Below are 19,015 nucleotides of genomic sequence, written 5' to 3' on the forward strand. Positions count from 1 at the left end.
CGCAGCACGGAAAAACCGCATGCATGCCCCCCTGAGCCAAATCCCCGCCGACCTTGTTAGCCTGTCCGATTACGAGCGCTACGCACGCCAGCTGCTGCCCCACAAGCTGTTCGAGTACATCGCAGGTGGAGGTGCCGATGAATTGACACTGCAACGCAACCGCAGCGCGCTGGACCGCATCAGCCTGCTACCCCGGGTACTGCGCGATGTCACCGCCGGCTCCACCCACACAAGAGTGCTGCATGAAGACCTGCGCCACCCCATCCTGCTGGCACCGGTGGCGTTTCAGCGCATGGTGCACCCAGACGGCGAGCTGGCCACGGCCCGGGCCGCCGATGCGCTGGACACCCCCATGGTGGTCAGCACCCTGGCCTCCCGCAGCCTGGAGGATATTGCCACCGAAACACGGGCCGGAAAATGGTTTCAGCTGTATTTTCAGCAGGATAGCGACTTCACTCTGTCCCTGGTGAGGCGTGCCGAACAGGCCGGCTACAGCAAACTGGTGGTCACGGTGGATGCACCGCTGCACGGCATCCGCAACCGTGCCCAGCGCGCAGGCTTCGTGTTGCCAGACGATGTCGAAGCGGTAAACCTGCGTGAGCGCCCACCGCTGCCCCGGGCCCTGCTGGAGCCGAGCCAGAGCATTGTATTTCAGGGCATGATGAGCGAAGCCCCCGGCTGGGAGCAGCTCGAATGGCTGTCCCGCCACAGCCGTCTGCCGATTATCGTCAAGGGCGTGCTGCACCCTCAGGATGCCATCCGTGTGGCGGGCATGGGTCTGGCCGGCGTGGTCGTTTCCAACCACGGCGGCCGGGCGCTGGACTGCGTTCCCTCTGCCATCGAGATGCTGCCGCAGATTCGCGCCGCCACAGGCCCGGACTTCAGCCTGCTGCTCGATGGCGGCATCAGTCGCGGCACCGATGTGTTCAAGGCCCTGGCGCTGGGCGCCAACGCCGTGCTGATAGGTCGCCCGCAGATCTATGCCCTGGCCGTGGCTGGCGCCGTCGGTGTTGCCCATATGCTGCGCGTACTGCGCGAAGAACTGGAGGTCTGCATGGCCCTGGCCGGCACGCCCCGCATCAGCGACATCACTCCGGCCGCACTCTATCAAAGCCGTTTCTGACAGCGGTATTGGAAGGTAACGCCTAAAAAGCGCCAAAACGAAAAAAGCCCCCGCCACGGATCCGAAGAGCCATAGCGGAGGCAACCACAATGATGCAAGGTAAAACGCGTCCGGTGCTGCGGCTATACCAGCCCCAGCGCCAGCACCGGGAACAGGATCAGCAGGAACAGGCGCAGCACATCCGACAGCACGAACGGGAACACGCCGCGAAAGATCTGTCCCATGGGCACGTCCGGCGCCACGCTTTTGATGACGAAGACGTTCATACCGACTGGCGGTGTAATGAGTCCCAGTTCCACCGTGATGACCGTAACTATGCCAAACCAGACCGGATCAAAACCCGCTTCCAGGATCAGCGGCAGCACCACCGGCACGGTCAGCAGCAGCATGGCGATGCTGTCCATCACGCAGCCCAGCAGGATGAACAGCAGCAGCACGGCAAAGAGCACGCCGTAGGGCGGCCAGCCCAGCTGGCTCACGGTTTCCGTCAGGAAGAAGGAAATGCGCGACACCGAGAGGAAGTAGCCGAAGATCTCCGCTCCCACGATCATGAAGAAAATCATCGCGCTGAGCGCCAGCGCCTCCTCCACCGCCGACATAAAGCCCGCCCACTTCATCCCCCGGTACAGCGCTACCAGCAGGGTGGCAAAGGCGCCTATGGCGGCCGCCTCGGTCGGGGTGAAGATACCCGTGTAGATACCGCCGATAATGATCGCAAACACGAACATGAAGGGCACAAAACCCCACATGCCGACGATCTTCTGTTTCAGCGTGGTCGGCTCGCCGGCCCGTGCCAGCTGCGGATAAAAGTGCACCAGCAGGGCGATGGTCACACAGTACAGCGCCAGCCCCAGAATGCCCGGCAAGAGGCCTGCAATAAACATGTCGCCCACCGACTGCTCGGTGATCAGCGCATAGAGCAGCAGCGCGATGCTGGGCGGAATCATGATCCCCAGGGTGCCGCCGGCCGCCAGGGTGCCGGTGGCCAGGGAGTCGGCATAGCCGTGCTTGCGCATCTCCGGCAGCGCCACCCGCGCCATGCTTGCAGCCGTGGCCACCGACGAGCCCGAAATGGCCGAGAAGGTGCCGCAGGCCGATACCGCCGCCAGCGCCATACCGCCGCGCCAGCCGCCAAACAGCGAACGCGCGGCATTGAACAGCTCGCTGGACATATTGGCATGGGACGCCAGCACCCCCATCAACAGAAACATCGGAATAGGGCTGAAGCTGTAGTTGCTCAGGGTTTCAAAGGGCCCGGCCTCCAGAATGGCGAACGCCGGATCAAAGGCGACGATGGTGCCAAAGCCGATGACCCCGGTGGCCGCCATGGCCAGAGCGATGGGGCAGCGCAGCGCGATCATCACCAGCATCAGGCCCATGCAGACCAATCCAATCAGGGGTGCACTCATGCCGTTACGTCCTTCTTGCCCATTAGTTCCAGAATCCCGCAGCTAAAGCCGCGCAGAGCCAGTACCGCCAGTGCAACGGCGGACACCAGATACATGGGCGCCAGCGGCACCAGCAGGTCCTGGGTCAGCTCGCCACTCATGCGGGAGGCCTCGGCGGCCTCAAGAAAGCGCCAGCACAGCAGGGCGCCGAACACGCCAAAGCAGACAGTGTAGAAACCGTCGAACCAGCGCAGCTGGGACGCCGGCATCTTGTGGGTGAACAGATCCACCACGACCTGCCCCTTGTCGACGGCATGGGGGAACGCAAACAGCATCGAAAACAGCAGGCCGTACTTAACCAGCTCAATGCCGCCGACGAAGGTCAGGTCCACCGTACCGTCCGTCATGGCGAACAGACTGCGTGCCGCGACATCCGCCACCACACTGAACATCATCATGACGAGCAGCAGGCCGCTGAGGCGATACAGGATCAGCGCCAGCGTATCTATTGCCTTGATCAGCCACTTCATATCACACACCTCGCGCCGGGAATTTAACGTCGCTAGACCGCGCCGCCAACCAGGCGCGCGGTCTTGATCAGTCTCAGTTATCGCAGCTGAGGCTCAGCGCTTTGGCGCGGGCGAAGACATCCCGTGCGGCCAGCCCGCGACCTTCAAGGTCGGCCAGGTAGCCTTCGGTGGCCTTGTCGAGTACCGGCTTCCAGGCCGCGTTTTCAGTGCCGCCTTCCAGCGTAATAATCTCGTGACCTTCGGCAACGGCTTCGGCGCGCCCCTTGGCGTCGAGTTCATCAAACTTGACCGCCTGCTTCTGCGCCCACTCCTTGCCGGAATGCTGATCGACGATCTGCTGCAGATCGGCCGGCATGCTGTCGTAGACACCCTTGTTCATGGTCACCACGAAAGACAGCGTATAGAGGCCCAGTTCCGTGTGATATTTCGCCTGCTCATTCAGGCGAAAGCTGGTCATGGCTTCCCAGGGCATCGCAACGCCATCAATCACGCCGCGCTGCAAGGAGGGATAGGTCTCCGGTGCCGGCATACCGACAGGCTGAGCCCCCAGACCTTCCAGCATGTCGGCGACGACGGTGGTCGGGCGGCGAATCTTCAGCCCCGCCAGATCTTCGGGGGTCTTGATGGCCTTCTCGCGGGTGTGAATATCCCCCGGGCCGTGGGTGAACAGAAAGAGCACATGGGTATCGTCGTACTCGCTGCTGATCAGGCCTTCGTCGTACAGCGACTGGATCACGCAGGAGCCCTGGGTGGCGGTCTTGGCCAGCCCCGGCAGTTCAACGACCTGGGTCAGCGGAAAGCGGTTGGCGCTGTAGCCCTGCACTGTGGCGGTGATATCGGCGATGCGGTTCTTGACCGCATCGTAGCTCTGGGGCGCCTTGGCCAGCGTCTGGGAAGGATAGAATTCGACCTTGATGCGGCCATCGGAGGCGGTTTCCAGTGACTGGCCCCAGGCTTCAAAGCCTGCATGCACGCCGGAGCTCGCCGGCCAGAAATGGGCAAAACGCAGATTGAAGTCGGCGGCCATGGCACTGCTGTAGGGCAGCAGGCTCAGCAGCGCCGTGGCGGCGGCAGTTTTGGCGGTTGTCTTGGCAAGTGTGGTCAATTTTTTCATGGGTCTACCTGTCTATTGTTGTTATAGCAATGGCGCCGAAGCCGGGCTGCCTGACTCGACAGAACTCGGTTCGAAAACGGCGTTCCGAACTCGGAGAAAGGGCGGCCCTGCAAGCAGAAAGCCATCCCTATTCAAAGACTTCGGTGTTGTGCCTAGCGGGCCTGGTGGCATTCAACCTAAGTCCTGCCGGTGTGTTTCACTAATGAATTTATTGCCTTGTCACATATCACTTTCGATATGCAAACCCTAGCTCGGCCGACGCTTCAAAAAACATCCAGATCGTTGGCCAGCACCACCTTGCCGTCATAGCCCTGCTGCACTTCTGTCAGGGTAGACTCGATGGGTGCACCGTAGTGCAGTATATGGGTCAACACCAGTACGCCCGGCTGTGCAACGGACGCCAGCTTGGCCAGCTCGCTGGTTTTGGTGTGGGAGCTGCCGTGATAGCGCTGCCAGAATTCGGGCAGTTTCGACAGGCCCGCTTCATTGATCACCTCATGCACCAGTACATCGGCACCTTTGGCTATTTCGGCCAGATTTTCGCTGTAGGCGGTATCGCCGGATATCACCACCACCTTGTCGGGCGTGGTGATCTTGTAGCCGAAGGCGGGCTCAATGCTGCCATGAAGCACACTGAAGGCTTCGATCCTTACGTCGCCATCCTGCACAATCCAACCACCCTCGCTGTACTCGTTCACCTTGACCTGATAGAAAGTCGGATTTTCGACCGGCTGATGACCATCGGTACGCAGTTCGATATCCCGCGCCAGCATGGCATAGTAGCCGTCCGTCATCGCCTTGAGGCCGGTGGGGCCATAGGCGGTCAGCTGCTCGGTGCGCCGCCACCAGTAGGTAGCAGCCAGCTCGGGGTAATCCAGCACATGATCGCTGTGCAGATGGGTCAGAAAGAGATGCTTGATACTGGTCGGATAGAGCGCCTTGATGCCCTTTTTCTGCGCCGCCTCAATGGCCCGCTGCACCATGCCACCGCCAGCATCAAACACATAGGCCTGATCGTTATAAATCACTGCCGTTGAGGGACCTGAACGATCGGCATCCGGCACCGGCGTGCCGGTCCCGAGAATAACGACATCGGTCTGCGCCATAGCCGCAGGTGCCAGAAAAGACAGGGCGGCCAGGATCGAAAGCAGCAAAGCGGCAAATTGAGTTCTGAGCGTTATCATTTTTATGCTCCGGTTGTGGTGATCAAACTGAACTGAGGCGAGCCGCGCTGCGCGCGGCAACTGCCGAGTCGTTATTCAACCGCCTCGTACGGCAGGCCGACATAGTTTTCAGCAATGGTGCGCCGACCGGCGTCAGACTGGGTGTAGTACTCCAGCTCCGCCTGCTGCATGCGCTGGGAAAATTCATCGCCATCGAACCGGTGCAGCAGCGAGGTCATCCACCAGGAAAAGCGCTCCGCTTTCCAGATGCGACGCAGGCAGATCTCGGAATATTTTTCCAGCAGATCAGCGCGGCCTTCCTGGTAGGTTTTGCGCAGCGCATGGTAGAGGGTGTAGACATCGCTGGACGCCAGGTTCAGACCCTTGGCGCCGGTGGGCGGCACTATATGGGCGGCATCGCCGACCAGAAAGAGGTTGCCGAATTTCATGGGCTCCACCACGAAACTGCGCAGAGGAGCGATGCTTTTCTCGATGGACGGACCTGTCACCAGCGCGGCAGCGGTCTTTGCGGGCAGGCGGGCCCTGAGTTCGCTCCAGAAACGTTCATCGCTCCATTCATCCAGGTTCGTATCCAGCGGGCACTGAATATAGTAGCGGCTCAGGTTTGCCGAGCGCTGGCTGCAAAGCGCGAAGCCGCGCTCATGGTTGGCATAGATCAGTTCAGCGGATACCGGCGGTGTTTCAGACAGCACACCCAGCCAGCCAAAGGGGTAAATGCGCTCAAATGTCTTGATGCTGTCCTTGGGCACGGACTTGCGCGAGACCCCGTGAAAGCCGTCACAGCCGGCGATGTAATCGCACTCCAGCTCAACCGTCTTGCCATCCTTGACGAAGGTGACACGGGGCTTGTCACTGTAAAAATCGTGCAGCTGAACGTCGCTGGCTTCGTAGATGCTGGTGGCGCCGGTTTTGGCCCGGGCTTCCATCAGGTCCCGGGTGACTTCTGTCTGGCCATACACCATCACCGTCTTGCCGCCGGAGAGCCCCTTCAGATCGATGCGCTCCGTGCGCCCGCCAAACGAAAACTCCACCCCTTCGTGGATGTGGCCTTCACGATCCATGCGCTCGCTTGCCCTGGCCTCACGCAGCAGATCGACAAAGCCCTGTTCCAGCACACCGGCACGAATACGCCCCAGCACATAGTCCTGACTCTTCGCCTCGAGGATAACCGTATCGATGCCCTGCAAATGCAGCAACTGCCCCAACAACAGGCCTGACGGGCCTGATCCGATAATCGCGACCTGCGTTTTCATGACATGATCTCCGCTGTGATTTTTATTCGTTTCAGCTGCAGCCGTACCAGGCCGAGCCCTTGGCATGGCTCTATAGTCGGCCTATAGAGCGCCTGAAGGAATTCACATTTCCAATAAAAACTTGTACTTTTCGTTCATGAAAGTTCTCCAGTCATCAAGGCAACGCAGCTATCCTGCACTTCTACCTGCCCAGCTTTTGATAGAAGCGACAGGCCGCTTTCATCGCAAGAAGAAGGTCAACCCACAGGCGTTCAAACTGTACTTTTCCGCAGACCCCAGCGCTCGCCAACCCCGTCAAACAATTACAGCAGGCCGGCCCCGTGACAGCACCCACCCGTTCCCGCGCACCCTCAGACCAGGCCCGAATTCCCCACTTCGGGCTCTATGGTGAAGCCGCCACCATTGAAGACCCGGCCTTTGTCCACATAGAGAACATCACCAGTCGCAGCAGCGCACATGGCTGGGTCATCAAACCGCATCGTCACGGGCGCATGTTTCAGATGATCTGCATGTTCAGCGGGGCCGTCGAAGTACAGATTGATGAAAAGGTACACAAGCTGGAAGGCCCCTGGGCCATCACCATACCGCCGGGCGCTGTACATGGATTTCGCTTCGAGCCCGAGACCCTTGGCATAGTGCTGACCCTGGCCGAACCCATGCTGACCGACGAATCCTACAGCCGCTGCCAGCCGTATTTCGATCCGCTGTTCGCCCAGCCGCTGACCATCGCTTTCGACCCGCACGGCACGCTGTTCGCCCAGCTGCAGCAGTTTCTGCAGCAGATCGACCGGGAACTCAACCGACCCGATACCGGGGGGGCGCTGATGTGCGAATGGCTGGCGCGGGCGGTATTGATGACCCTGCGTCGCCAGCTCGATCTGCATGGTATTGCCGAGGGCGCCAGCACCACTCCGAGCGCGACCCTGGCGGCCTTTCGGCAGCTAGTGGAGGCGCACTTTCGCGACCACTGGACCCTGGTCGACTATGCCGCCGCCCTTGGCACCTCGGCAGCCCGCCTCAACCGGCTGTGCAAGCAGCTGTTCGACAAGACCGCCAAGGCCATCCCCCATGAACGCCTGCTGCTGGAGGCCAAACGTCGCCTGATCTATACCCGCAGCAACCTGGATGAAATCGCCTATGACCTGGGCTTCCAGGATCCAGCCTATTTCTCTCGCTTCTTCAAGCGCGCCACCGGGCTGACCGCCGGCCGATTTCGTAGCGAAAACAACTTCGACACCACCCCGGAATAATCAAAAAAACAATGAATATTAGTTATATGTATAACTAAAAATAAAATTAGCGCTAATCGCGACTAACTGACAGTTCCGCAACCGCAACGTCACCTACCCGCCGATCTGACCTCAGCATCACCAATAAAACTGCCACAATCACGCTACCAAAACGGGACTAACCCCTACCCCAACCTGGCACATCAATATAGCAGGCGCCCCAAGCCGGTGCGCTTCTACCGAAACCCCACAACACAAACAAACCATAAAGAATACCAATAGCTTTTAGTTACAAGCCAATTACTTCCCACTCTGTATTATCAATAACCAGCATGCTGACAACTTCATTCCATATCTATCCAAATAACAAACAGGAGAAGACTATGAGCGGCACTCTGGAAACAACCTTAGCGCTGGGGGAAACAGTTTCGGCCCGGCCCGCCAGGACAGCACGTAAAAACGTGATCGCCATCTCGATCGGCAATGGCCTCGAGATGTACGACTTCACCGTCTACAGTTTTTTCGCCGCCGTCATCGGCCAGCTGTTTTTCAACGTCGCAAGCCCGGCCGCCGCCCTGCTGTTGTCGCTGGCCACCTTCGGCGTGGGCTTTGTCATGCGCCCCCTCGGAGCCGTGCTGATTGGCAACTATGCCGACCGCCACGGCCGCAAGGCGGCCCTCACACTGACCATAGCGCTGATGACTCTGGGCACCGCCCTGATTGCGCTGACGCCCACTTACGACAGTATCGGCCTGGCAGCAACAGTGCTGCTGGTTCTGGGCCGACTGTTGCAAGGCCTCTCCGCCGGTGGCGAGATTGGTGCCGCCTCCGCCGCCCTGATGGAATCGGACAACCGTCACCGCCGCTGTTACATGGTCAGCTGGCAGCTCGCCAGCCAGGGCGCAGCCGCGCTGGCCGGCGCTCTGGTGGGCTTTGCCGTCAACGGCCTGCTTGAAGAGAATGAGATCCTCGCCTGGGGCTGGCGGATTCCGTTTATTCTCGGCCTGCTGATCGGCCCGGTCGGACTCTATATACGCCGCAATCTGGACGAGACCCATGCCGGAACCAGTACCGAGGCATCCCCCATCAAAACCGTGCTCAAAACCCAGTGGCGTACCATTCTCTGCGGCATGCTGATGATTTGGGCCGGTACCGCCTCGATGTATGTCGAAGTGTTCTACATGCCCACCTACCTGATCCGCGAACTCAACTATCCGGCCACCACCGCCTTTGCGGTTGCCGTACTCGCGGGCCTGACCCTCTTTGTGCTGCCCCCGATACTTGGCCGCCTTTGCGATCAGCTGCAAAGTCGCAAGACCCTGCCAATGATCGGCATGGCACTGGCGTTCGTACTGATCTACCCGGCGTTCGCACTCCTGCACGACACCAGCGCCCTGTGGCAGGCACTGTTGATTATCGGCGTGCTGATCGCACTGTTTGCCACCTGCTCGTCCTCCCTCTTCGTACTGATCATGGAAGCCTTTCGCCAGCAATATCGGGCCAGCGGCATGTCGGCCATCTATGGCTTCGGTGTCACCGTCTTTGGTGGCTTCACGCCGCTTCTGGTCTCGATGCTGATTGTCTGGAGCGGCGACAAGATGGCGCCTGCCTATTACCTCATGACCGCGCTACTGGTGAGCAGCATTGCCATGTGGCGCTTCCCCACACCGCCCCGTGCAGACCAGGACACAGCAGGAGCCCCCCAATGACCCGACTAATTGAAGATCCCGACTTCCTGCACAGCTGCGCAGAATTCGTGCGCATCCGCCAGGATATCCATGCCCACCCGGAACTTGGCGCAGAGGTCCCGCGTACCTCTGCACTGGTCGCCCGCCTGCTGCAAGACTGGGGATACGAGACCCATACCGGCATCGGTGGCCAGGGCGTAGTCGGCGTGCTGCGCAACGGCACCGGCGGCCGCAGTATCGGCCTGCGGGCCGATATGGACGCCCTGCCGATCCAGGAGCGCACCGGGCTGCCCCATGCAAGCACCACCGAGGGTCGAATGCATGCCTGTGGTCACGACGGCCATACCGCCATCCTGCTGGCAGCGGCCCAGTATCTGGCCCACAACCGCCATTTCAACGGCACCCTGAACCTGATCTTTCAGCCCGATGAAGAAGGCCTGAGCGGGGCCAAGGCGATGATCGAGGACGGCTTGTTCGATCGCTTCCCCTGCGATGCGGTCTATGCGCTGCATAATATGCCGGGCAAGGAGGTGGGCCACGGCGTAGCAAAGGCCGGAGTCTTCATGGCGTCGTCGGATCGCGTCGAAATTCGCCTGCAGGGCAGGGGCGGACACGCCGCCCTGCCCCATCTCTCGATAGATCCGACTCCAGCCCTGGCCAGCATCGTACTGGCACTGCAAACCATCATTTCGCGCAACCTCGCCCCCAGCGAAGCGGCGGCACTCAGCATCGGCAGGCTTGAAGCCGGTACCGCCTCCAACGTGATACCGGATCAGGCCTCGCTGACACTGTCAGTGCGTGCCCTGACGCCCGAGAGCCGGGAACTACTGGAAAAACGCATTCGCGAAATCGTCCAGGGTCAGTGCAGCGCCTATGGCATCGATGCCCATATCGAGTACCACCACCTGGTACCTCCACTGCAAAACAGCGCGGCGCAAACCCAGCTGGTGCACGACTGCATCAGCGAGGTACTGGGCGCCGATTTTGTAGAGGGAAATGAGGCCCAGCCTCTGATGGGCAGCGAGGACTTTGCCTGGATGCTGAAGGAAAGGCCGGGATGCTACTTCCTGCTGGCCAACGGCACCGGTGAGTGGGTCGGCTGCTCTGTGCATAACCCCCACTATGATTTCAACGATCGACTGGTGCCCCTCGGTGCCGCCTGCTGGGCCGAGCTGGTAAAACGTTACCTTTGCTGACCGCGACAGGTGACCTGCGACCAGGAGGCTGTCCGATAATACTGGCCGTAGCGAGAGCCGGCTGATTTGAGCGGGTTTTTGCGGTGTTTTAAGGCGAATAGTGGTTCTATTTAACGAAAAACAGCACAAAAAACAGCCAAACTCAGATGGATCGCAGTAGGTTGAATATTGCCAGACAACCTCCTAGCCCGGTGTAGAATAACGCCATGAAAACCCATCAATTGAGAGCTTTTCTGGCGGTTCACGAAGCCGGCAGCCTGCAGGCCGCCGCCCGGCAACTGCATATAACCCAGCCCGCCCTGAGCAAGGCGATCAAGGAACTGGAAAACCAGTATGGCGTCAGCCTGTTCAACCGCAGCGCTCACGGCATCACCCTGACCCCCTACGGCCAGCGCCTGCTCGGCTATGCCCGCCTGATGCAGGAAACGGCCCGGCGGGCACAACAGGACCTGGCAAGCATGCAGGGGGCGCTGAACAGCGAGGTGACTATCGGCATCACGCCGGTGTCGTCGCTGCTCAAGCCGCTGGTTGGCAGCCTCAACGAATTTCAGCGCCGCCACCCCGCTGCCAGGCTGCGCATGCTGGAGATGCGTCCGGCCCAGCTACTGGAACAGCTGCGCCAGGGCGGCATCGACTTCGCCATTACATCCCAGGTGCCGATGATGGAAAGCGCACTGGAATGGCAGCCGATCTGCCGCATTCCCAATGTCGTGGTGGTACGCAAGGATCACCCCCTGCGCAATACAAGATCACTGCGCGCACTGCAGCAAACCGACTGGATCACCCTCGATCCGCCGCAGGACCAGAGCACCTATTACTACCAGTTATTTGCGGTCAATGGCCTGCCACTACCGACGAGCGTGCGGGAATGCACTTCCATGATGCTGGCGCGCATGCTGCTTCAAAGCACGAACCTGGCTGCGCTCTACTCCCTCGAAGCCCTGGAGTTCGACCACATCAAGGCGGAGCTGAGCATAGTGCCGCTGGTCGAAAACATTCCCGACAGCCTGATTTCAATGGTGACACCCAAACGCGACATCATGACCCAGGCCGCCACTGAGCTGTTCCGGATCCTGCTCGAGGACATGCGCAAGCGCTATCCGGAGTTTTCATAGCTTCTGTTGGCCTTCGCAGACAAGGCCTGCCGGCTTGCCGCACTTATTGAGACACCCATAAAAAATGCCAGTCAACTGACCGGCATTTTCAGGTTCAGGAGGCGACCAGTTGGAGCTGGTCGCCCTGATTACTTGCTCACTCGTTCAGGAATTTGAGCAGCGCATCAACGCTGTCCTTGGCATCGCCGAACAGCATGCGCGTGTTCTCCTTGTAGAACAGCGGGTTGTCGACGCCGGCATAGCCGGTGCTCATACCACGCTTGAGCACAATGGTGGTCTTGCCTTTCCAGGGTTCCAGCACCGGCATGCCGGCGATGGGGCTGTCCGGCACTTCCTGCGCCGCCGGGTTAACGATGTCGTTAGCACCGATAACGATGGATACATCGACCTTGGGGAAGTCGCCGTTGATCTCGTCCATCTCGTAGACGATATCGTAAGGCACCCGCGCCTCAGCCAGCAGCACGTTCATGTGGCCCGGCATGCGGCCCGCCACCGGATGGATGCCGAAACGCACATTGACGCCCTTCTCGCGCAGCTTCTTGGTGATCTCGAACACCGTGTGCTGTGCCTGGGCGACGGCCATGCCGTAACCCGGCAGAATCATCACTTCCCGGGCGTCAGCCAGCAGGTTTGCCGCCTCTTCCGCCTCGATCGGCTGGACATCGCCGGCTTCCCCCGCCGGGCCCGCCGGGGCTCCGCCCTTGCTCGGACCTGTACCGAAACCGCCGAGGATGACGTTGACGAACTTGCGGTTCATCGCCTTGCACATGATGTAGCTGAGGATGGCACCGCTGGAACCCACCAGGGCACCGACCACGATCAGCAGGTCATTGCCGAGCATGAAGCCCATGGCTGCCGCGGCCCAACCGGAGTAGCTGTTGAGCATCGACACCACCACCGGCATGTCAGCGCCGCCAATGGCCATGACCATGTGCACGCCGAATACCAGCGCCAGCAGCGTCATCAGCACCAGCCAGACCAGGCCGCCACCGGCGGCCGAACCCTGCACGAAGAAGATGGCGAACAGCACAGACAGCACCAGCAAGCCGAGGTTGAACAGGTGCCGGCCCGGCAGCTGCAGTGGCTTGCCGCCGATCTTGGCGCTCAGTTTGAGGTAGGCCGTGACGGAGCCGGAGAAGGTCACCGCACCGATCAGGATACCTAGGTAGGTCTCGACATCATGGATGGTTTTCTCGACGCCGCTGATACTACTGCCGTGATCCAGCGCATTGGCGTAGCCAACGAAGACCGCGGCCAGACCCACCAGACTGTGCAGAATGGCGACCAGTTCCGGCATCTGGGTCATCTCGACCGTTTTCGCCAGGTACCAGCCGATACCGCCGCCGGCCAGCATGCCGACGATCAGGAAGAACTGGTTGTTGGTGACCAGGCCGAAGATGGTGACGACCAGTGCCAGACCCATGCCCAGCATGCCGTAGAAGTTGCCGCGCCGCGCGCTTTCCTGGTGACTCAGACCACCGAGCGCCAGGATGAAGAGTGCACTGGCACCTATGTATGAAGCTGTGATGATACCTGTATTCATCTGGGGGACCTTATTTGCGGAACATCCGCAGCATGCGCTGCGTGACGGCGAAACCACCGACGATGTTGATGCTGGTGATAAAGACCGCCAGGGTGGACAGCACCACCACCAGCGCACTGTCACTCGAGATCTGGATCAGCGCACCGATGACGATGATGCTACTGATGGCATTGGTCACACTCATCAGCGGCGTATGCAGCGAGTGGGACACGCCCCAGACCACCATGTAGCCGATAAAGCAGGACAGCACGAACACCGTCAGGTGGCCGATAAAGGCCGGCGGCGCGACTGAACCCAGCCCGAACAGCACCAGGCCGGCCAGCGCCAGCGGCGCCAGGAATGCCAGCGGATGGGCGGGCTTGGGTGCCGCCTTCTCCACGGCCGCCCGGGCCTTGTCACCCATGTCCGATTTGGGTGCGACCGACAGGCGCGGCGCAGGTGGCGGCCAGGTGATCTCGCCTTCCTTCACCACGGTGGCACCGCGGATGACCTCGTCCTCCATGTTGACGACGATCTCGCCGTTCTTCTCCGGGCACAGATCGGTCAGCAGGTGACGCAGGTTGGTAGCGTACAGCTGGCTCGCCTGCGCCGCCAGACGGCTCGGCAGGTTGGTGTAACCGATCAGGGTCACGCCGTGCTTGACCACCACCTCGTTGGCGACCGTCAGCTTGCAGTTGCCGCCGGCTTCGGCCGCCAGATCGACAATGACGCTGCCCGGTTTCATGCTCGCGACCATACGCTCGGTGATCAGCTCCGGCGCCGGTTTGCCCGGGATCAGCGCGGTGGTGATGATGATGTCCACCTCAGCGGCCTGGGCCGCGAACAGGTCCATCTCGGCCTTGATGAACTCGGGGCTCATGGTCTTGGCGTAGCCGCCCTGACCGCTGCCGTCCTCATCCTTGAAGTCGAGCAGCAGGAACTCGGCGTCCATGCTCTCGACCTGCTCCTTGACTTCGGGGCGGGTATCGAAAGCGCGTACTATGGCACCCATGCTCTTGGCCGCACCGATAGCCGCGAGGCCCGCGACACCGGCACCGATCACCAGCACCTTGGCCGGCGGAATCTTGCCGGCCGCGGTGATCTGGCCGGTGAAGAAACGGCCGAAATGCTGCGCGGCCTCGACCACGGCACGGTAGCCGGCGATGTTGGCCATCGAGCTCAGCGCATCCATTTTCTGCGCCCGGGAGATGCGCGGCACAGAGTCCATCGACAGCGCGGTAACGCCGCGATCCGACAGTTCCTGCAGCATCTCCGGGTTCTGCGCCGGGTAGAGGAAGCTGATCAGGGTCTGGCCCTTGCCCAGCAACTCGACACCGTAAAAACCCAGTTCCGGATGCGGGCTGGGTGGGCGCACCTTCATAACGATATCGCACGAGTGCCAGAGCGCTTTCGGGTCTTCGACAATTTCGACACCCGCTTCGCGGTACTGGTCATCGTCGAAACTGGCCGCGTCGCCGGCACCGGTTTCGATCGCCAGGGTAAAGCCCAGTTTCTTTAACTGAATCGCCACATCGGGAGTCAGCGCTACGCGCTTTTCTCCGTCGTCGATCTCCTTGGGGACACCTATTCGCATCTTGTTTTATGCTCCGCAACACTAAAGGTTTTTAAAAACGGGCGGTGCTGCCCAAAGCCGGGCAGTTCACCTGAAATTCGCACGCGACCATAAGCTCACAGTCTTTGCCGCACAGACAGCTGAAGTCACTCGATTATGCCGTAATTCGGACGCCCCCATCTCACCAATAACGACACCTTATTGTCTTTGGGCAAGCTGGCCGGCGGCCCCTGACGACCGAGCCTGGGGTCTAATTTAGCCTAATGTATGTGTTTCAATTGTTTCAGTCGAGGGGAAATTGTGACTTTTTTAGTCATATTTTAGGATTAGTCCTTTAGCCATAATAAATTTCTTATGGCTTTAATAAAATTCGTCTTTTCGATAATTAAGTTTCCGACTTTTCCGGCCACAGTTCGTTATGCAACAGAGATTCGACAGACTTTTATCGCCCCTGGCCGTACTGGAAAGTATTTAAACTGGCTGATTGATCAACAAACGCGATGGACTTTTTACTCTAACGTTAACGTAATGGGTTAATTACGGGGCACTGACAAATCAAATACAGCGTGCTGCGGGCTCTGCAACAGAGCACGGCAATGCCTCGATGATCGCCCTGCATGATTCCACACGGCGCCGTAGCTGCATACATTGGCATCTATAGCGATAAACTGAGATTAATTAGCAGAGCTAACCGGCAGATCAGTACACGCAGCCCAGAGGGATCTGGCCTACTCAACTCTTAGGGAACCTATGAACAAGTCCCAGTTGTCCTCTGCGGGTCCTGAAGCGTGCAGCTGCTAGGCGCAGTGTGCAGGCAATACCCTAAAGGGCACCTTGGCCTTAGTCCTTGTCAAGCGCTGCAACAACGCAGATGCATGCTTCAGGGCCCGCCCTTCGGGGCTTTCAGCGCGAACCGGACTCTTTGTTGCAGCTTCTCGACAGGCCCCGGCATGCTATCGAAACTGCGCCGCGATTCCGGATCGCGCTGAAAGCCAGAGACTCATTGGGACTTATTCATAGGTTCCTTAGCGTGCAGCAGATCGCCGAATCTCTGGGCTTTGAAGATGCGGCCTATTTTTCACGCTTCTACCGCAAGCAGACGCAGCTGACGCCCACCGAATTTCGCGAGCGCGTGCGCAGTCACCAGCCTTTACCTACCGTAGGCACAAGCGTCGACAGCCATTGAACCGCCGGTACATTTCAGGGCTTCCCGTCAGACACCGGTAAATCTGAGAGCATGGCAACTTGCAAAAGCCCGGCGATTCGGGCCAACTATCTGAACAAAGTTCAACTTTACAACCCAAAGAGGCTATTAATGGCGGCCAGTCTGATTACTCGCACGCTCGGCATGATCGAGCAGCTGGCTCTGAATCCACACGGGCTCGGACTGGTGGATCTTGCCGAACGTACAGCGATGCCCAAAAGCGGCGCCCAGCGTCTGCTGAATGACCTGAATCAGTTTGGCTATGTGGCCCAGGACAAGGTCAGCGGTGATTATGTGCTTAGGACCCGGCTGGCGGCACTGGGCATGCAGCATCTTGCTAACAGCGGTTTCGATGATGTGGCGCAGCCTTATCTGGATCAGCTGGCCGAGGCCAGTGGTGAACTGGTACGCCTGGCCGTGCTCGATGGCGAGCGCCTGGTGTTTGTCGCCAAGGCCCAGGGTAGCGCCCGCTCGGGCCTGCGCTACGATGCCCCCTCGGGTGAGGTCGCGCCCCTGTTCTGCACCGCAACGGGATTTGTCTGGCTGGCGAGTTTTTCCGATGATGAAGCCTTACGAATCATTGCCGCCCAGGGCCCCATGAATCTGGAAAACCGAGGACCCAATGTCCCCCGCACTCTAACCGATATTTTGCCTCACCTGCACGCTGCGCGCACCCAAGGCTATAGCCAGGTTCACGACATGTCGGCGCCCGGCATGTCGGCCATTGCCGTTCCAGTGACCGATGCAGGCGGTGCAAAAGTAATTGGCGTACTGGCCATCGGCGGCCCCAGCGCAAGGCTGACGGCTCAAGCCCTGGCCGACATTGCACCAGCGTTGCAGCAGACAGCCAAAGACATCTCGAGCATCGGTGTTTTATCCGAATACCTGCGCACAACAAAGCCCTGAATGAAAAAAGGGCGACCCGTCAACGGCCGCCCTGGTCAGGCTCGAAGGCTGGGTAGAATATTGCGAAACCCAACGCTATAGTCGCTGAAATCGCCCGTCGGGTTTTCTTTCCCAGACTGTTCAGACGTTGCCGGCTATCCGGACGCCATCAGGTACTGACCGTTTCGAAGACCGGCGCTTGCTGCGCACCTGCTGCTCGTTTGCTGGCATGCAGTGCCGTGACATAGCCAAAGGTGATACCCGGCCCCAAGGTAATGCCGGGGCCAGGGTATGTTCCGCCCATAATGGACTGCATGTCATTTCCGCAGGCATAGAGACCGGCAATCGGCTGATTATCCCGCCCCAGCACCCGGCCATCAGTATCAGTGACCAGCCCGGCAGAGGAACCTATGTCTCCGGGGTACAGTCTCACGGCGTAGAAAGGTCCGGTCTCAAGTGCGCCCAGACAGGGGTTGGGCCCCGTATGGCCGGCATCGCCATTGGCGCGCTCATAGCGTGTACTGCCGCGCTGGAAATCCGCATCGACACCGGTTTTTGCATAGTCGTTAAAGGTGGAAACGGTCTGTGCAAGCCCATTGCCGTCAATGCCCAGGCGATCCGCCAATTCGTGCAGTGTGTTGCCGCAGCTCAGATAGCCGTCCTGCAGAAAGGGTTTAAGCCCGCGTCCGCCGGGTCGCACCATGCCCAGACCATACTTTTTCAGGCCCATGCTGTCGGTAATGAGGTAGGCCGGAATACAGGGCGTCTCTTCGTTGGCCTGGAACATTGCGCGGCCGAACAGATGATAGGACGTCGATTCGTTGACGAAGCGCTGCCCTTTTATATTGACCGTGATCATGCCCGGCTTGCCGCGATCGAGCAGAAAGTGCGGGAACACTGCGGTACTGCCATCCGTGCGCTTTCGTACCGACACGGGCGCCCAGAAGGCATTTTCCAGGTTCGTCTCTCCGTAATGCGCGCCCAAGGGCAGAGCCAGGTCATGTGCCTTGCCGGTATGTCCGGGGGCTGCCGGGCTGTAAGCCGGCGTTGGATGGGGCAGCAGCTCTGTGCGCCTCTGCGGATGACGGGCAAAGCCGCCACTGGCCAGAATCACACCACCGGAAACGCTGACCCGGCGTGTTACGTCCCCCTGTCGCAGAGCAAGCCCGACCACGGCGCCCTTGTCCTGCACCAGCGTTTCAAGCTGGGTCTGCATCAACAGACTCGCACCCTGGTTACGCAATGAATACAACAGACGGCCGATCATGGCGTTACCCATCACCAGGCGGGTACCTCGGGGGTAGCGCAGGCGATCGCACAGATGGCGCAACACCAACTTCATGGCATACCCAAAGGATTTGATCGACTTGCTCAGGCGCAGCAGATGGGCAATATCATCACGATCGACCATCATCCCGCCCAGTACCGTAAATTCGGGGATGGGCGGGCGTATCAGCTTGAAATCCCCACCCAGCAGCCGGCCATCAAAAGGCAATGGCTCAAGCGCGCGGCCACACAGGGTGGCACCCTCCAGCTCCGACAGATAATCCGGGTGGAAAGGACGCGGCCGGAATTTCATCTCGGTATTATCTTCCAGTACACCTACGGCTTTGGGTCCGGCTTCCAGAAAGGCATCGCGCATGACCCGGGATGAACGCTCACCCACGGCCAGATCCAGAAACAACGACGCCTTTTCCCGGCTGTCCTGGGCGCCGACAGCCGCAGCGTGACGGGTGTTCGGAATCCAGGTGGTGCCGCCGGACCAGGCAGTCGTGCCGCCGACGTACTCGGTACTCTCTACCAGCAGCACCCGCTGCCCCTGCTGGGCGGCAAAAAGTGCGGCCGCCATGCCGGCACCGCCGGCACCGATCACGGCCACATCAAACACAGCGTTTTCAGCAATATCCTCAAGTGACATCGATAGTTTGCTCATTGTGGAAGTCTCCAGGAACCGGCGCAGCGCTCTGTCGAATGTGCTGCGGGCGGCATCAAGCTTGTGGGTTTCTGGCAC

15 protein-coding genes are annotated in these 19,015 nt (G+C 59.9%); 7 read left to right on the forward strand and 8 right to left on the reverse strand.

The genetic code is table 11. From position 1 onward, the window contains the following. Positions 1–19: 19 nt before the first annotated feature. Positions 20–1,123: an alpha-hydroxy acid oxidase gene (locus tag MRS74_RS08385; protein WP_254579826.1), complete on the forward strand. Its 1,104-nt coding sequence runs from the start codon at positions 20–22 to the stop codon at positions 1,121–1,123. A gap of 122 nt (positions 1,124–1,245) precedes the next feature. Here the strand turns inward: MRS74_RS08385 and MRS74_RS08390 are convergent, their stop codons facing one another. The 5 genes from MRS74_RS08390 to pobA all read right to left on the reverse strand — a co-directional run bounded on the left by MRS74_RS08390 (position 1,246) and on the right by pobA (position 6,592). After that, positions 1,246–2,532 (reverse strand): TRAP transporter large permease, encoded by a 1,287-nt coding sequence (locus MRS74_RS08390; protein ID WP_254579827.1) that lies wholly within the window; start codon positions 2,530–2,532, stop codon positions 1,246–1,248. Further along, on the reverse strand, positions 2,529–3,041 hold the full coding sequence (locus MRS74_RS08395) for a TRAP transporter small permease (RefSeq protein ID WP_254579828.1): 513 nt from the start codon (positions 3,039–3,041) through the stop codon (positions 2,529–2,531). Before MRS74_RS08395 ends, MRS74_RS08390 begins: the two co-directional genes overlap by 4 nt. Before the next feature lie 73 nt (positions 3,042–3,114). Then, on the reverse strand, positions 3,115–4,155 hold the full coding sequence (locus MRS74_RS08400; RefSeq protein WP_254579829.1) for a TRAP transporter substrate-binding protein: 1,041 nt from the start codon (positions 4,153–4,155) through the stop codon (positions 3,115–3,117). A gap of 263 nt (positions 4,156–4,418) precedes the next feature. After that, positions 4,419–5,339: an MBL fold metallo-hydrolase gene (locus tag MRS74_RS08405; RefSeq protein ID WP_254579830.1), complete on the reverse strand. Its 921-nt coding sequence runs from the start codon at positions 5,337–5,339 to the stop codon at positions 4,419–4,421. Positions 5,340–5,410: 71 nt separating this feature from the next. Continuing rightward, positions 5,411–6,592, reverse strand: a complete 1,182-nt coding sequence (gene pobA / locus MRS74_RS08410) for a 4-hydroxybenzoate 3-monooxygenase (RefSeq protein WP_254579831.1) — start codon at positions 6,590–6,592, stop codon at positions 5,411–5,413. Between the two features lie 320 nt (positions 6,593–6,912). On the opposite strand from pobA, the gene MRS74_RS24210 reads away from it, so the two are divergent. From MRS74_RS24210 to MRS74_RS08430, 4 genes are all read left to right on the forward strand, one after another. Further along, positions 6,913–7,842, forward strand: a complete 930-nt coding sequence (locus MRS74_RS24210) for a helix-turn-helix domain-containing protein (protein WP_254579832.1) — start codon at positions 6,913–6,915, stop codon at positions 7,840–7,842. 362 nt (positions 7,843–8,204) lie between these two features. Then, complete coding sequence (locus MRS74_RS08420; RefSeq protein ID WP_254579833.1) at positions 8,205–9,530, forward strand: MFS transporter; 1,326 nt, start codon at positions 8,205–8,207, stop codon at positions 9,528–9,530. Beyond that, positions 9,527–10,705: a M20 aminoacylase family protein gene (locus tag MRS74_RS08425; protein WP_254579834.1), complete on the forward strand. Its 1,179-nt coding sequence runs from the start codon at positions 9,527–9,529 to the stop codon at positions 10,703–10,705. The genes MRS74_RS08420 and MRS74_RS08425 overlap by 4 nt, the downstream gene beginning before the upstream one ends. 206 nt (positions 10,706–10,911) lie before the next feature. Continuing rightward, a complete protein-coding gene (locus MRS74_RS08430; RefSeq protein ID WP_254579835.1) occupies positions 10,912–11,820 on the forward strand; it encodes a LysR family transcriptional regulator in 909 nt (302 codons plus the stop codon). A gap of 136 nt (positions 11,821–11,956) precedes the next feature. On the opposite strand, the gene pntB is transcribed toward MRS74_RS08430, so the two are convergent. Together pntB and MRS74_RS08440 are read right to left on the reverse strand one after the other, a co-directional pair. After that, a complete protein-coding gene (gene pntB / locus MRS74_RS08435) occupies positions 11,957–13,363 on the reverse strand; it encodes a Re/Si-specific NAD(P)(+) transhydrogenase subunit beta (RefSeq protein ID WP_254579836.1) in 1,407 nt (468 codons plus the stop codon). A 10-nt stretch (positions 13,364–13,373) separates the two neighbouring features. Beyond that, positions 13,374–14,936, reverse strand: coding sequence for a Re/Si-specific NAD(P)(+) transhydrogenase subunit alpha (locus MRS74_RS08440; RefSeq protein WP_254579837.1), 1,563 nt, complete (start codon positions 14,934–14,936; stop codon positions 13,374–13,376). A gap of 850 nt (positions 14,937–15,786) precedes the next feature. On the opposite strand from MRS74_RS08440, the gene MRS74_RS24015 reads away from it, so the two are divergent. Next, the gene (locus MRS74_RS24015; protein WP_256557866.1) at positions 15,787–16,101 is read left to right on the forward strand and encodes a helix-turn-helix domain-containing protein; all 315 of its coding nucleotides are present in this window, start codon (positions 15,787–15,789) and stop codon (positions 16,099–16,101) included. Between the two features lie 129 nt (positions 16,102–16,230). Continuing rightward, positions 16,231–17,025, forward strand: coding sequence for an IclR family transcriptional regulator (locus tag MRS74_RS08450; protein WP_254579839.1), 795 nt, complete (start codon positions 16,231–16,233; stop codon positions 17,023–17,025). A 148-nt stretch (positions 17,026–17,173) separates the two neighbouring features. Here the strand turns inward: MRS74_RS08450 and MRS74_RS08455 are convergent, their stop codons facing one another. Continuing rightward, positions 17,174–18,937, reverse strand: a complete 1,764-nt coding sequence (locus MRS74_RS08455) for an FAD-dependent oxidoreductase (RefSeq protein WP_254579840.1) — start codon at positions 18,935–18,937, stop codon at positions 17,174–17,176. Positions 18,938–19,015 lie beyond the last annotated feature (78 nt).

The sequence above is a fragment of the Marinobacterium sedimentorum genome, assembly GCF_024267675.1.
Lineage (GTDB): Bacteria > Pseudomonadota > Gammaproteobacteria > Pseudomonadales > Balneatricaceae > Marinobacterium_A > Marinobacterium_A sedimentorum.